At 67.3% G+C, this 14048-nt stretch carries 13 protein-coding genes and 1 tRNA gene; 10 read left to right on the top strand and 4 right to left on the bottom strand.

Features of this window, described 5'->3' with window-relative positions; genetic code table 11:
- Positions 1 to 234: 234 nt before the first annotated feature.
- The gene (locus tag DER72_RS07955; RefSeq protein ID WP_110069465.1) at positions 235 to 1275 is read right to left on the bottom strand and encodes a proline racemase family protein; all 1041 of its coding nucleotides are present in this window, start codon (positions 1273 to 1275) and stop codon (positions 235 to 237) included.
- Positions 1272 to 2465 (bottom strand): zinc-binding dehydrogenase, encoded by a 1194-nt coding sequence (locus DER72_RS07950; RefSeq protein ID WP_258306239.1) that lies wholly within the window; start codon positions 2463 to 2465, stop codon positions 1272 to 1274. The genes DER72_RS07955 and DER72_RS07950 overlap by 4 nt, the downstream gene beginning before the upstream one ends.
- A 366-nt stretch (positions 2466 to 2831) precedes the next feature.
- Here DER72_RS07950 and DER72_RS07945 point away from each other — a divergent pair, with 366 nt between their 5' ends.
- Positions 2832 to 3173, top strand: a complete 342-nt coding sequence (locus tag DER72_RS07945) for an alpha/beta fold hydrolase (protein WP_110069464.1) — start codon at positions 2832 to 2834, stop codon at positions 3171 to 3173.
- A gap of 177 nt (positions 3174 to 3350) precedes the next feature.
- Here DER72_RS07945 and DER72_RS07940 read toward each other — a convergent pair whose 3' ends face one another.
- Positions 3351 to 4082: a FadR/GntR family transcriptional regulator gene (locus DER72_RS07940; protein ID WP_110069463.1), complete on the bottom strand. Its 732-nt coding sequence runs from the start codon at positions 4080 to 4082 to the stop codon at positions 3351 to 3353.
- Between the two features lie 230 nt (positions 4083 to 4312).
- On the opposite strand from DER72_RS07940, the gene DER72_RS07935 reads away from it, so the two are divergent.
- The 9 genes from DER72_RS07935 (at position 4313) to DER72_RS07895 (ending at position 13756) form a co-directional block, all read left to right on the top strand.
- Positions 4313 to 5290 carry an asparaginase gene (locus DER72_RS07935; protein ID WP_258306238.1) on the top strand — a complete coding sequence of 326 codons (978 nt, stop codon included), beginning with the start codon at positions 4313 to 4315 and terminating at the stop codon, positions 5288 to 5290.
- A 133-nt stretch (positions 5291 to 5423) separates the two neighbouring features.
- Entirely contained in the window at positions 5424 to 6425 is a 1002-nt protein-coding gene (locus DER72_RS07930; protein ID WP_110069461.1) for a TRAP transporter substrate-binding protein, read from the top strand.
- A 44-nt stretch (positions 6426 to 6469) separates the two neighbouring features.
- Positions 6470 to 6991: a TRAP transporter small permease gene (locus DER72_RS07925; protein WP_110069460.1), complete on the top strand. Its 522-nt coding sequence runs from the start codon at positions 6470 to 6472 to the stop codon at positions 6989 to 6991.
- Positions 6992 to 7006: 15 nt separating this feature from the next.
- The gene (locus DER72_RS07920; protein WP_110069459.1) at positions 7007 to 8281 is read left to right on the top strand and encodes a TRAP transporter large permease; all 1275 of its coding nucleotides are present in this window, start codon (positions 7007 to 7009) and stop codon (positions 8279 to 8281) included.
- Positions 8282 to 8292: 11 nt separating this feature from the next.
- Positions 8293 to 9558, top strand: coding sequence for a M20 family metallo-hydrolase (locus tag DER72_RS07915; protein WP_110069458.1), 1266 nt, complete (start codon positions 8293 to 8295; stop codon positions 9556 to 9558).
- 1 nt (position 9559) lies between these two features.
- Positions 9560 to 10030 (top strand): RidA family protein, encoded by a 471-nt coding sequence (locus tag DER72_RS07910; protein WP_110069457.1) that lies wholly within the window; start codon positions 9560 to 9562, stop codon positions 10028 to 10030.
- A 17-nt stretch (positions 10031 to 10047) separates the two neighbouring features.
- Complete coding sequence (locus DER72_RS07905) at positions 10048 to 11448, top strand: amidase (protein ID WP_110069456.1); 1401 nt, start codon at positions 10048 to 10050, stop codon at positions 11446 to 11448.
- 66 nt (positions 11449 to 11514) lie between these two features.
- Complete coding sequence (locus tag DER72_RS07900) at positions 11515 to 12780, top strand: amidase (RefSeq protein ID WP_110069455.1); 1266 nt, start codon at positions 11515 to 11517, stop codon at positions 12778 to 12780.
- Positions 12781 to 12808: 28 nt separating this feature from the next.
- Positions 12809 to 13756 (top strand): acetamidase/formamidase family protein, encoded by a 948-nt coding sequence (locus tag DER72_RS07895; protein WP_110069454.1) that lies wholly within the window; start codon positions 12809 to 12811, stop codon positions 13754 to 13756.
- A 71-nt stretch (positions 13757 to 13827) separates the two neighbouring features.
- Here the strand turns inward: DER72_RS07895 and DER72_RS07890 are convergent.
- Positions 13828 to 13904, bottom strand: a tRNA-Arg gene (locus DER72_RS07890).
- Positions 13905 to 14048 lie beyond the last annotated feature (144 nt).

Here is a 14048-nt window from a genome sequence, read left to right as displayed (position 1 = left end):
CAGCCGATCTGGACGGCCTCGGGCTGCAGGCGAGCCTCGCCGAGCAGATCGGCAAAGTTGGTGATGGCCATGGAAGCCTCCGGGGCGAAAGCGTGAGGGATGAGCGCCAGCCTGCCCCCTTTCGCGCGGGGGCTCAAGGGGCTGGCGGGCCTACCGACCGAGTCTAGGTGGCGGGGTCAAGGATTGCTCGGGGCTTGTCCCCGGCACCCCCTGGCTTGGCGGCTTGCGTGCGCCTCAGCCGTGGCGGGCAGTCAGGATATGGTGAAGGCCGTCGCAGGCCACCAGGGGGTCGTCGCAGTTGACCACCACCTCGGTATGGCCCAGCACAAAAGCCTTCCCGGTGATGGTGTTCTCCACCACGGTGTGCGCCCCCTCCTGGTGAGTGCCGGTGAAGGTGCCGATGAAGCCGGTCTCGCGCAGGGAGACGGTCTCCAGGCGGTCGCCGGGGCGGATGCGCCCCTCGTGGTGCATCAGCGCCAGGCGCGCCGAGGTGCCGGTGCCGGTGGTACTGCGGCAGATCACCCCCGGGTGCACATAGGTGGTGGAGCGGGAGCGGTAGTAACCCTCCGCCACCTGCTCCACCGGCCCCATGAAGTGCAGGAAGGGCAGGGGCCCCACGTCGCCCAGGGTGTAGTGGGAGAAGCCTCGCTCGGCCTGGATCGCCTCGACGATCTTGTGGGCGCACTCGGCCAGGGCGCGCTCCTCCTCCCGCACCAGCGAGAAGCCGAGCTCGGTGGCGTCCACCAGGGCGTAGAAGCCGCCGCTGTAGGCCACGCTGTAGGTGACCTCGCCCAGCCCCGGCACCTGGAGAGAGGCGCGGTAGGTGTCGATGTAGCTGGGCAGCCCCTCGCAGGTGATCGCCTCCACCACGCCGTTCTCCACCCGGGCCTCGATCTGGACCCGGCCCGCCGGGGCCTCGAGGGTGAAGTGCTGCACTCCCTCCCGCTTGGGCACGATGCCGGCCTCCAGCACCGCGGTAGCGGTGCAGATGGTGTTGGAGCCCGAATAGATGGGGTAGCCCATCACCTCCATGATGATGTAGCCGGCGGCGGCCTCGGGGTCGGTGGCCGGCACGATCAGGTCCACCGACATCTCGGGGATGCCGTAGGGCTCGAAGAGCAGCAGCTTGCGCAGGCCGTCGGCATCGTCACGCAGGTAGTGCATCTGGTCGCGCACGGTATCGCCGGGCAGCGGTGCGATGCCGCCGAGGACGATGCGGCTGACGTCGCCGCCGGCGTGGGTGTCCATCATCTGGAAGGTCAGCGGGCGGCTCATGGGCGCGGCTCCTGGCGGGCGGAGGGGGAAGCCAGGGCGAAGGGAGCACCGTGCTCCTCCCACTGGCTGTCGGGGACGATGACGATCTTGCCCAGGAAGTTGCTGCCGCGGTTGACGAAGTAGCGTTCGGCCTCGTGCAGCGCGGAAAGCGGGAAGGCGGCATGCAGCACCGGCCTGAGCTCGCCGGAGCGGATCCAGGCGATCAACTGCTCGGCCTCCTCCCGGGTGCCGTGGGAGACGCCGAAGATCTGCACCTGGTAGAGGTAGATGCGTGTCCACATGATCTCGGAGAGGTTGCCGCCGCTGGCCCCGGCAATGGAGAGCCGCGGGTAGCTGGTCCGGGTCTTCATGTCGTGGATCATGGTGTCGATGAACAGATCGGTCATCTCGCCGCCGACGAGGTCCATCACCGCATCGATGGGGGCGCCGCCGGTAGCGGCGAGTACCCGCTCGACGAAGCTCTCCAGGTCGCCGCGGTCGATCACCGCCTCGGCACCCAGCGCCTTGAGCGCCTCGGCCTTCTCCGGCTGGCTCACCGCATAGGGAATCGCCCCGACGATGCGGCAGAGCTGGATCAGCGCCGTGCCCACCCCGCCGCTGGCGCCGGTCACCAGCACCCGCTCGCCGGCGGCGACCTTCGCCGAGGTCATCATATGGTAGGCGGTCTGGTAGGAGCACATGCCCATGGCGGCGAGCTCGGCGTCACGCAGTTCCGGGTTGGGCACGTGGTGGAACTGGTCCGCGGGCACCGCCACATACTCGGCGAAGCCGCCGTCGGCGCCGTGGCCGTAGTAGTCCGGGGTCAAGTTGATGTCGCGGCGGGCGTCGGCATAGAGGTTGAAGTCGAGCAGGCCGCGCTCGCCGATCCGGGCCGGATCGACCCCCTCACCCACCGCCGCCACGCGCCCGGCGATATCGGCGCCCTGGATACGCGGGAAGGTCAGGGTCGGCTCGCCGCCCATGGCGAACGACGTCACCTGACCCTTCTTCACCGGGTAGAGTCCCTCCCGGGCCTTGCGGTCGGTGTTGTTCTTGGCGGTGGCGGTGACCCGCACCAGCACCTCGCCCGGCCCCGGCCGGGGCACCGGCACATCATCGCGGTAGACCAGCCGGTCGACGTCGCCGTGTCCGGTCAGCAGCATGGCCGACATGGTGGCGGGAAGGGATGCATCGGGGGTGTTGCCTGCCATCTGCGGCCTCCTCGTGTTGGGGTCACTTGCAGGGCTTCCGGCCGGATGCCGGAAGCGTCGATATGCAACGAGACGATAACAGAGGCGCCCCGGGCTGACCGAGGGGGCCACCCGGCATTTCGGCCACCCATTCTTTCTGTTCTTGCCGCCCGGAAGTTGCAATTCTTTCGGCGCGCCACGGCTGGCGCCGGGCCGAGGAGAAGTCAACGCTGCCGATGCGCTACCCTGAGAGCGAGAGCCACGCCACCAGACCCGAGCATGACCTGCAACCTGACCCAGCGACTCAATGTGACCCGGCATGGGCGCGGTGCCATCCCGGTGGTGATGCTCCACGGCTTCGGCTGTGACCAGACGGTGTAGAGCCGCCTGCTGCCGCGCCTGGAGCCCGACTACCAGCTGATCCTGCTCGACCTGCCCGGCTTCGGCGCCGCCGACCCCGCCGCCTTCGATCCTCACCGCCACGGCACCCCCGCGGGCCATGCCGAGGACGTGCCCGCCCTGTGCGAGGAGCTCCAGCTCGAGAGGGCGATGATGGTGGGGCACTCCATCGGCGGCACCATCAGCTTGATGGCTTCCTTGCTGCGCCCCGGCACCTTCGACAAGCTGTGCCTGATCTGCAGCTCGGCTCGCTACCTGGATGAGCCACCCCACTATCGCGGCGGCCCGCAGCGCCATGCAGCGGCTGCTCGAGGCAATCCGGACCCATGACTGGGTGGGGCTGAGGGTCACCGCCAGCAGCGGACTGACCGACTTCCGGCCCGGTGCCCCCCTCAGGCGATGCTGGAACGCGCCGACCGGGCGCTCTATGCGGCCAAGACCGCGGGACGGGATCGCATCGCCGACGGTTAGCCGGGCGGGCGTGGCGCGGGGCAGCCGGCTCTCAGATCAGTCGACGTAGGTCAGGTTGGTCTCCCAGCTCTCGCTGCTGACAGTGATGGCCGCCTTCACCGCCTCTTCGTCGCCCGCCTGGAAGGCGGCGTAGATCGCTCGGTGATCCTTAAGGGCGACCTCGGGCAGGGTTTGCATGGAGGTTTCCAAGGCCGCCTCCGTCAGCTGAATCAGAGTCTCACCCACACGGATAGTCATGGGGTTGTGGGTCGCATGGAGGATGGCCCTGTGGAAGGCGGCATCGTGGCGCGCCGTCTGCTCCCCGTTGGCAATTGCCGAGGCCATGTCCTCGATGGTCCGCTGGATGCGGGCATGGTCCTCTGGACGCGCATTATGCATGGCCTGCAGGGTATAAGCGGGCTCGAACATCTTGCGAAACTCGAGCACGTCGCGCGTCATGCCCCGCGCCAGGATCATCCCAAAGGCCATCGGGTCCACCAGGGGGGCGCCCGGCTCGCGGCAGATCATGGTGCCCTGCCCCCGCTTGACCTCCACGATGCCGATGGCCTGGAGCATCTTGATGGCCTCGCGGACGCTCGACTTGCCGATCCCCAGGGTCTGGGTCAGCTCGGTCTCCGACGGCAGGTAATCGCCCGGCTGGAGTTCACCGCGGATCAGAGCCTCCTTGATACGCTCCAGTAGCTGCAGGGCGACGGAGCTGCGGTCGATGGAGCTGCCGAAGCTCTCCATGGACGTGAGCGGCAGTGTGGGCTGGCGTTTCAGGCTCATGCTGGCGTCTCGTGTTGGCGTGGCGTGCCGCATCGAAGCGAAATATTCTTTGTCGATGCCGAAAAATTTGGACGTCCTGTCATTTCCCGCTTGCAGGCGGCTCGAAATCGAGTCTAGCATGGGTTCAGACAACAGACATCTGATGCCTGACCACTGAAACGGCATCACGGGCCCAAGCCCCCATGCCCGACACGGTGACAACAATGACAAGAGTCAGGACAAGCACTCGGGTGGTGGTTATCACCACCGGCGGCACCATCGCCAGCAGCCTGGATGATTCCGGCCGGAATCGGTCGGGTGCACTGCAGGGTGACGTGCTGATGAGCCAGGTTTCGCTGCCGGAGGGCGCGGCCATCGACGTCGAGGTCCGCTCCCTGCTCCAGAAGCCCAGTAATGCCATTACCCGCGACGACCTGATGAGCCTGCGCCGGGAGTGCCTGACCCTGGCCGAGTGCTCCGACGTGGCGGGCGTCGTCATCACCCATGGCACCGACACCCTCGAGGAGACCGCCTACTTCCTCGACATCACCCTGTCGGCCTCCCCCGCTGTCGTGCTGACCGGCTCGCAGCGCGCCCCCCATGAACCCGGGACGGATGCCTTTCGCAATATCGCCGACGCCGTGATGGTCGCCGCGAGCGACAAGGCCCGCGGCCTCGGCCCTCTGGTGGTGTTCAACCAGTCGATCTTCTCTGCCCGGCAGGTGCGCAAGGTCAGCAGCTTTCAGGTGAACGGCTTTGCCGCGCCCGAGGCCGGTCCGCTCGGCTATGTCGACGGGGCGAGAGTGACCATCGCGATGCATCCCACTCGCTCCGTGGGCCTGGAGCTTCCCGCCGACGCCACGCTGCCGAGGGTCGACATCCTGCCTGCTTATCTGGATGCCTCGCCCACCCTGCTGGAGGCTGCCGTTGCCGGGGGCGCCGCCGGCCTGGTGATCGACGGCCTGGGGCGCGGCCACGTTCCTCCAGACTGGCTGGACGTCATCACGCGCATTACCGCGCAAGGCACCCCGGTGGCGATCGTCAGCAGCTGCCCCAGCGGGCCGGTCCACGCCAGCTACGAGTTCGTGGGCAGCCTGGCGAGCCTGGAGGAGACCGGCGTCATCGCCGTACACGACCTGAGCGCCCGCAAGGCCAGGCTTGCCCTGTCGGCCCTCCTCGCCTCAGCGAACGGCGAGGTCGGCGCGCAACTACGAACCCTGACGGCCTGAGCATGGCCGGCAACATGCTCCGCCTGTCCGCGTCAGGCTGAAAGGGCCCGTACCGAGTGCGGGTGACGCCGGGCTCCCCCGGTGTCGATCGTCACGCGAAGATGCACACCAACAACCCAACAAGGTGCTGACAATGAAGAGCAAACTGACCAAGGTGTCACTGGTGGCGGCGATTGCCGCCGCGTCCTTCGGCATGAGCCAGGCCCAGGCCGCCGAGTACACCTTCAGCTTCGCCCACGTCCTGATCGAGGATACGCCCAACGGACAGGCAGCACTTCGCTTCAAGGAGGAGGTCGAGGAGAAGTCCGAGGGACGCATCCAGATCAACGTGCTGCCCGCGGCCCAGGTCGGCGGCGACGTGGAGATCATCGAGCAGATCCAGATGGGCCTGGTCGATATCGGCATCCCGCCCACCGCAACACTCGGCAACTTCGAGCCGCGCATGCAGATCCTCGACCTGCCCTTCCTGATCGCCGACTACGACACCATGGTGTCGACCCTGGATGGCGACGTGGGGCGCGAGATTCTGGACACCCTCAGCGGACATAACATGTATGGCGTGAACTTCTGGGGCGCCGGCTTCCGCCACATGACCAACAACATCAGGCCCATCCATGGCCCCGAGGACCTCGATGGCATTCGCATGCGCACCATGCAGGCACCGATCATCATTTCCACCTATCAGAACTTCGGCGCCAACGCCACCCCCATGGCCTTCTCCGAGGTCTACAACGGCCTGCAGCAGGGCGTCGTCGACGGCCAGGAGAACCCGCTGGCCAATATCTACACCATGCGCTTCCACGAAGTGCAGGACTACCTGTCGCTGACCAACCACGCCTACCACGCCTACGCGGCGGTGATCAATCAGGACTCCTGGGACTCCCTGCCCGAGGATCTGCAGGCGGTAATGCTGGAAGCCTTCGACAACGGGCGCACCGCCTCACGCGAGCTGACCCTGCAGGACGAAGAGACGATCTTGGCCGCCATCCAGGACGAGATTGCGATCAACGAGATCACCCCCGAGGCGCGCGAGGCCTTCATCGAGGCCAGCATGCCGGTGCATGAGGAGTACGAGAGCGTGGTCACCACCGAGCTCCTGCACAAGGTCTATGACGCGGTGGGTATCGAGTACTGATCCTGCCACCCTCTTCGATGTCACTCTAACCCGGTGCACTCACCATGTTTGAAGCACTCAACAAGGTGATTGATTTCCTGGAGAGTGTGGCGATGGTCGCGTTCATGTCGATCGCGACCATCATCACCACCATCCAGGTCGTCTATCGCTACGGCTTCAATGGCTCGCTGTTCTGGGCCGAGGAAGTCGTCATCTACTCCATCATCTGCATGAGCTTCGTGGGGGCCAGCATGGGGGTCAGGCACGGCGTGCATATCTCCGTCGACGTGCTGAACGCCTTTGTGCCCCCCGCCATCAACCGCTGGCTGCATATCATCGCCGCCGTGCTGGGCATCGCCTTCGCCGGCTTCCTGGCCTACTACGGTTTCCAGCTCTACTTCAACACGCTGGGGCGCGGACAGCTTACGGCCGCCCTGCGTCTGCCCATGGCCTGGTTCTACCTGCCAATCGGTGTGTCGGGCATATTGCTGATCCTGCGTTACCTGTGGGTCATCCATGAGGCCTGGACCAAGCCGCCGGTCACTCTCGCCGAAGAGCTCGCCGCCGAGAAAGACAAGCTCGTCTAACGACTGGAGACCCTCATGATCACGGCACTTCTTCCCATCTTCTTCGCGGTGCTGCTGCTGGGGCTGCCGATCTTCGCGGCGCTGGCCTTCTCCGTCATCCTGGCCATCGAGTTCTTCGGCACCACCAACCCGGTGATCGTGCCGATGCGCATGTTCACCGGGATGAACAACTTCTCTCTGATGGCCATCCCCTTCTTCATCCTGGCCGCCGAGCTGATGCGCATCGGCGGACTGTCGGACCGGCTCATCAACCTGGCCAAGGCGCTGGTGGGCTGGGTACCGGGAGGCTTGGCGGCGGCCACCGTGCTCTCCTGCCTGTTCTTCGGGGCAATTTCCGGATCCAGCCCCGCCACGGTAGTGGCCATCGGCACGATCATGTTCCCTGCCCTGGTGGCGGCCGGCTACGACAAGCGCTTCGCCATCGGCCTGATTGCCACCGCGGGCACCCTGGGGCCCATCGTGCCGCCCAGCATCGCACTGATCATCTATGGGTCGGTGACCGGCACCTCGGTCGGCCGGCTGTTCGCAGCCGGCCTGCTGCCGGCCATCCTGATCGGCTCGCTGCTGATCGCCTACTGCATTGTCTACGCCTCGTTCAAGGGCTATCAGCGTTCGCCATTCCCGTCCCACCGCGAAATCGGCACGGCATTCAAGTCAGCCGCCTGGGGCCTGGGCCTGCCGTTCATCCTCCTTGGCGGGATCTACAGCGGCATCTTCACCCCGACCGAATCGGCGGCGGTGGCCTGCATGTACGGGCTGTTCGTCGGCATGGTGGTCTATCGCAGCATCGATTTCCGGGACCTGCTCGGCACCCTGCGCAGCTCCGGCCTGATCTCGGCCACGCTGCTGCTGATCACCGCCGGGGCCTCGGCCTTCTCATGGCTGCTGGCCATTACCGGCACCCCAACCCAGCTGGCGGGGCAGGTGTTCTCTCTTACCGACGACCCCTTATTGGTGATGGCGCTGTTCAACGTGGTGATGATCGTTGCCGGCTTCTTCCTCGACAGCGCCTCGGCCATCATCGTCCTGTCGCCGCTGCTGCAGCCGATTGCCGCCCAGGTCGGCGTGGATCCCGTCCACTTCGGCGTCATCACCCTGGTCAACTTCTCCGTCGGCATGATCACCCCGCCCGTCGGCCTGAACCTGTTCGTGGCCATGGCGATCTCGAAGATGTCGCTGCAGGAGGTCTTCAAGGCCTGCCTGCCGCTGATCCTGATCATGCTGATCGCCCTGATGGTCATCACCTACGTGCCCTGGATCAGCACCTGGCTACCATCGCTGCTCTACTGAGGAGACCGACCATGCAAGCGAGTGCATTCCTGGCCAGCGCGGTCGATGGCGACCGCTTCTGGAAGGATGTCGAGGCCCAGGCCCGGATCGGCGCCCTCTCCCCTCGCGGCATCCGCCGCCTGGCACTGGGCGATCAGGACAACCACGCCCGGCGGTGGCTGATGGCGCAAGGCGAGGCGCTGGGGTGCAGCGCCCACTACGACGCCATGGGCAATGTCTTCCTGCGCCGAGAGGGGCAGGATCCGACCCTCGCCCCGCTGCTGATCGGCAGCCATCTCGATAGCCAGCCCAACGCCGGGGCCTATGACGGCACCCTGGGCGTGGTGGCCGGCCTTGCCATACTGCGCGCCCTAGCCGAGCAAGAGGTCACCCATGCTCGACCGGTCGAGGTGGTCTCCTGGACCAACGAGGAGGGGGCACGCTTCACCCCTGGCGCCTCCGGCTCATCCTGGTTCGCCGGCCGGCGCGACGCCGAGACGATCCTCGCCGCACAGGACGATGAGGGGGTCACCTTCCAGGCGGCGCTGGCCGACTGCCTGGCGCTGCTGGAGGCCCGCGGCGCTCACTTTCGCTCCGCGCCGGTCGTGCCCCATGCCTTCCTTGAGCTGCATATCGAGCAGGGCCCCGTGCTGGAGGAACAGGGCGCGCCGGTGTGTGTCGTCACCGGCATCCAGGGCGTCCACTGGTACGAAGTCGAGGTCGACGGTCAGGCCAACCATGCGGGCACCACGCCGGAGGCGTCGCGTCGCGATGCCTTCATGGGCGCCCACGCCCTGGTCGGCGCCCTGAAGGCAGCCGTGGCGGCCCACGACGATCAGGTGCGCTTCACCATCGGCAAGTTCGCGCTGTCGCCCAACTCGGTGAACACCATCCCCCAGCGGGCCCGCTTCACCATCGACCTTCGCCACCCCGACCCGAAGGTGCTGGAGGCGCTGGACACGGCCTTCCGACAGCTGGCGCAGCGGCAGTGGTCCGGCTGCATAGCCAGCCTGCAGGCCACCTCGCGGGTGGCCCCGGTAGCCTTCGATGACGCTCTGGTCGCCGTGCTTGACGAGGCCGTCGAGGCGCACTGGCCAAAGGCCCCGCGACTGGTGTCCGGAGCCTTTCACGACGCCATCCATCTCGCCCACCTCTGCCCCACGGCAATGCTCTTCACTCCCTGCCGCGCGGGCATCAGCCACCACCCCGATGAACAGATCGAGCGCGCCGACGCCGTGGTTGCCGTCCGCACCCTGGCTCATGCCGTCGAGCAGCTGCTCAAGACAAGGAATGATTGATATGACCCAGACCATTGAAGCGGCCGTGGCCGCACAAGGCCTCACCCTGCCCGCCATCCCGCGCCCCCGAGGCGCCTTCCTGCCCTGGTCACGGCTGGGCAACCAGCTGTTCCTTGCTGGCCAGATCTGCGAGCAGGGCGGCGAGGTCCTCTACCCCGGCAAGGTGGGTGCCGAGTTCGACCTCGAGACCGGCAAGCTGGCCGCGCAGGCCTGTGCCCTCAACCTGCTGGCCTCGCTCAGCGATGCGGTGGGCGGCGACATGAGCCGGGTCGTGCGCTGCGTGCGCATGAACGGCTTCGTCAACGTGGCACCCGGGTTCCACGACGTGCCGCTGGTGATCAACGGCGCCTCGGAGCTGTTCATCACGCTGTTCGGCGAGAACGGGCGCCATGCCCGCACCGCCATCGGGGTTGCCACCCTGCCCGGCAACGCCGCCGTCGAAGTCGAAGCGATCTTCGAGATCCGCGACTGATCAAAAGGAAGTCAGCCATGACCGACTCCCCCCTGAAGCGTCCGCTCCGCGAACTTTACGCCGGACTGCGCAGCGGCTCGCTCACTGCCACCCGCCTGGCCGAGGCCTCCTTGGCGGCCCACCAGGCCCGCGGCGAACATGACCATGCCTACCTGACCTGGACCGGCAAGGCCGCGCTGGCCTTCGCCCGGGCCACCGATGCGGTGATCCACCAGGGCGGGGATACCGGTGCCCTGATGGGCATTCCCGTCTCCATCAAGGACATCTATGCGGTACCGGGACTGCCGACCTACGCCGGCTCGTCGCGGCGGCTGCCCCGGGCGTGGGAACAGCCCGGCCCCATGGTCGCAACTCTGCTTGCCCAGCTGCCGAGCGTGATGGGCAAGACCCACACGGTGGAGTTCGCCTTCGGCGGTCTCGGCACTAATGCCCATTGGGGCGCGCCTCGCAACCCCTGGGACCGCCAGCACCACCGGACGCCGGGTGGCTCCAGCGCCGGCGCCGGGGTGTCACTGGTGGGAGGCACCGCCAGTCTTGCCCTCGGCACCGATACCGCCGGTTCGGTGCGTATTCCCGCCTCCATGACCGGGGTCGCGGGACTCAAGACCACCGCCGGCCGCTGGTCGACGCAGCAGATCGTGCCCCTTTCCAGCACCCTGGACACCCCGGGGCTGCTGGCTCACCGAGTGGACGACCTGGCTTTCACCTTCGATGCGCTAGACGGCGCCCTGACGGGCCGGGCCACCCGCGTTCCGGCGCCGCCCGCGCTGGCCGATCTGACCTTCGGCGTGCCCAGCACCTTCTTCTGGGAAGACTGCAGCCCGGGGATTGCCGAAGCCGTCGAGGCGGCCATCCGCCGGCTCGAGGCGGCCGGAGCCCGCGTGGTAACCCTCGACCTGCCCCATACCGACGAGGCGTACACCCTGTTCCAGCAAGGGGGGCTGGCCGCAGCCGAACTGGCGGCCTTCCTCAAGACCGAGCTGCCCGAGATGATCGAGACCCTGGACCCCAATGTCGCTGCACGAGTCAAGGCCGCGGACGACATGCCGGCCTGGGAGTACGTCCGCCGCCGCGCCATCATCGACAAGCTGACTGTCGCCGCCGCGACGCGCCTGGCCGACGTGGACGCCCTGCTCACTCCCACCGTAGCGATCACGCCCCCCACCCTGGAGAGTCTGCTCCCCGAGGGCGCCTACGCCCGTGCCAACATGCAGGCGCTGCGCAACACGGTGATCGCCAACTTCATGGGGCTCTGCGGATTGACCCTGCCGGTCGGCAAGGACAGTGCCGGCATGCCGGTCGGACTGCAGGTGCTGGCCGGCCCCTGGCAGGACGCCCGGCTGCTGGCCATCGGCCAGGCCATCGAGGAGCAGCTGGGGACCGGCCTCGACCTTCTCGGGGAACCGCCGGCCCCCTGATCCCACTTCGGGCCAGCACGCTCACGTCCCCCCTCACGCAGCAGGTCAGTCAGGAGTGGAAGGCACATGACCGATTGGACCCGGATGACCCTGGCAGGCTTTCAGCGCGGACTCGCCCGCGGCGAGTTCTCGCCTCTCGACTGGTGGCGGGCCTGCCGGGAGCGCATCGAAGCCCAGGATCCCACCATCCAGGCCTGGGAGTGCCTGGCCTCCGAGCCCGCCATAGCCGTGCATGATGGCGGCCCCCCTCACGCGCCCCTTGGCGGCGTCCCGGTGGGCATCAAGGACATCATCAACACAACCCAACTGCCCACCACATGGGGGACCCGAGACTATCACCGGGTCGACCGCGCTGATATGGACGCGGCCATCGTCACCCAGCTGACGCGCCTCGGCGCCCTGCCCATGGGCAAGACGGTGTCGACCGAGTATGCCTACTTCCAGCCCAGCAAGACCCGCAACCCCCACGATCCGACACGCACCCCGGGCGGCTCCTCGAGCGGCTCGGCGGCCGCCGTCGCCGCCGGCATGGTGCCCGTGGCGCTGGGCACCCAGACCGTGGGCAGCATCATCCGCCCGGCCAGCTACTGTGGCGTTGTCGGCTTCAAGCCCACCCACGGCACGCTGAGCGTCGCCGGGGTGAAGGCACTCGCCCCATCACTGGACACTCTGGGCTGGTTCACGAGGCACCTGGAGGACAGCCGCACGCTGTTCAGGGCTCTCACCGGCAGTCCCCCGATCCGCACCCTGACGCGGCTCGACGGGGTCCGCGTCGGCCTCTGCCAGGTGCCCAGCACACATTCGCCGTCGCCGGAGACCGCCACCGCCCTGAAAGGCGCCGGTGAGAAGATGGCCGCCCTTGGCGCCGATATCGGTACCGCCGAGCTGGGCGCGTCATTCGATGAGCTCGTGGCCCACCAGCAGGTCATCCTGGCCTACGAGGCCGCAGACGCCCTGGCCAGTGAGCGTGAGCGCTTCGAAGCATCGATGAGCCCGGCCCTGATCGCACTGCTGGACGAGGGGCTGCGCTTGTCTCTGGCGGATTGCTGGACGTCTCGGCAGGCCGTCGACCGGGCCAGGCTCACGCTGTCGCAACAGCTTGCCATGCGCTTCGACGTGCTGCTTGCCCCCAGCGCCCCGGGCGTGGCCCCGGAAGGCCTCGCCAGCACCGGCGACCCGATCTACTCGCGAGTCTGGACCCTGCTGGGGGTGCCCTGCGTGAACCTGCCACTTCACTGGACGCCTCAGGGGCTGCCTGTCGGTGTGCAGCTGATCGCCGACCGCTATCAGGATCAGCGGCTGCTGAGTATCGCCAGCGCCCTGATGCCCTGAGTCATTCCCACAGAAAGGAGATGCCACCATGGCCCATCCGACGCCCATCAAGACGATCCATGGCCAGCACTGCCATCACGGCTGGAATCCTGCCTACGCCCCCGTCGAGACGGTGGCACCCGGAACCACCCTCTCCTTCGAGTGCCAGGATGCCTCCGGCGGTTACTTCACCCGAGAGTCGAAGGCGGCGGACGTGGCGACCATGCCGTTCGAGCACCTCAACCCGGTGACCGGCCCCATCTTTGTCGATGGTGCGCAACCGGGCGACATCCTCAAGGTGACGATCAACGAGTTCCGCCCCTCCGGGTTCGGCTGGACCGCCATCATCCCCGGATTCGGACTGCTGCACGATCAGTTCACGTCCCCGGCGCTCTTCCTCTGGGACTACGACACCACCACTCGGACACCTGCCGCCTACGCAAGCCAGGCACGAATCCCCATGAAACCATTCGCCGGCACCATCGGGCTGGCCCCCGCCGCCGCGGGCACCCACTCCATCGTGCCGCCGAGGCGCGTCGGCGGAAATCTCGACATTCGCGACCTAAGCGCCGGCAGCACGCTCTATCTGCCCGTGGAAGTCGTCGGGGGGCTGTTCTCGATCGGGGATACGCATGCCGCCCAGGGCGACGGCGAAGTCTGCGGCACCGCCATCGAAAGCGCGATGACGGCCAGCGTCACCCTGGACCTGATCAAGGACACGCCCCTGGCCATGCCCCGCTTCAGCACACCCGGGCCCGTGACGCGCCATCTGGACGGCGCCGGCTATGAGGTGTTCACGGGCATCGGGCCCGACCTGATGACAGGGGCACGCCAGGCGGTGGAAGGGGCCATCGACTGGCTGGGCAAGTCTCGGAACATGCCGGCCGAACAGGCCTACATGCTCTGCTCGGTGTGCGGCGACCTGCGCATCAGCGAGATCGTGGATGCGCCCAACTGGGTGGTCTCCTTCTATCTGCCACGGATCGTCTTCGAGTAGGGATCGGCATCAACAGCCCGGCCCCGGAAAAGCGAAAGGGCCTGCGACGATGTCGCAGGCCCTTGAATTCGTGGCGCGCCCGACAGGATTCGAACCTGTGACCCCTGCCTTCGGAGGGCAGTACTCTATCCAGCTGAGCTACGGGCGCGCAGTGCCCGGTGCCGACACCAGGCGGTCGTCATCCTAACCGCCTCGCCGGCGCCTGTCCAGCGCGGGCCGGCCGCGTCGCCGGGGCCTCTCATGCGAATGGCGGGGGGGCAGCATTTTCCAGCCGCCGGGGATGCCGGTATAC

This window comes from Halomonas sp. A11-A, assembly GCF_003182195.1.
Lineage (GTDB): Bacteria > Pseudomonadota > Gammaproteobacteria > Pseudomonadales > Halomonadaceae > Halomonas > Halomonas alkalicola.
This window is presented reverse-complemented; position numbering and strand designations above follow the sequence as displayed.